Source organism: Streptomyces sp. MUSC 14 (assembly GCF_001866675.1).
In the GTDB taxonomy this organism is placed as follows: Bacteria; Actinomycetota; Actinomycetes; order Streptomycetales; family Streptomycetaceae; genus Streptomyces.
Genome location: NZ_MLYN01000143.1, coordinates 1 through 556, shown reverse-complemented (window position 1 = coordinate 556; position 556 = coordinate 1). Strand labels below are relative to the sequence as shown.

The following is a 556-nucleotide window of genomic DNA, read 5'->3' as shown; positions in this document are numbered from 1 at the left end:
GCGTGCGCGATGCCGTGCGGTCCGGAGAAGACGACCCAGTAGACGCGTGCGGTGCCGTAGACGCCGAGTTCCACCATGACGCCGGAGAGCAGCATGCACACCGGGGTCGGAGCGACGGAATGGGCGTCCGGGAGCCAGAAGTGCAGGGGCACCACCGCTGCCTTGACCAGCAGTCCGGTGACGATCAGCACGAAGGCCACGGACAGCAGGGCGTCGGCGCGGTGCCGGGCCAGTTGCACTCCGATCTGCGCGAACCCCAGCTCACCGGTGCGGGCGTAGACCAGGCCGATGCCGAGCAACGAGCAGTAGGCGCCGAGGGAGTTGACGACACCGAAGACCAGGGCGCCCTGCACCGGCCGCGGGTCTTCGATGCGATAGCCCGTGAGCGCGTAGGCGACCGCGCCCATCAGCTCGAAGAAGACGAACGCGTCGAACAGGTCGCCGGTCAGCGCGAACCCGACCATCCCCGCCTCGAACAGCAGCAGGAGAGCCGGGAAAGTGCCCGCGTGCGCCTCGGGCGGCTCGTCGAAGTAGCGCCAGGAGTAGACGACGACCG

1 protein-coding gene is annotated in these 556 nt (G+C 69.1%); it reads right to left on the bottom strand.

Annotated features, from left to right (window positions below):
- Nucleotides 1-556, bottom strand: a 556-nt coding sequence (locus tag BIV25_RS46040; protein ID WP_218158541.1) for a complex I subunit 5 family protein, incomplete at both ends; no start/stop codon positions are given.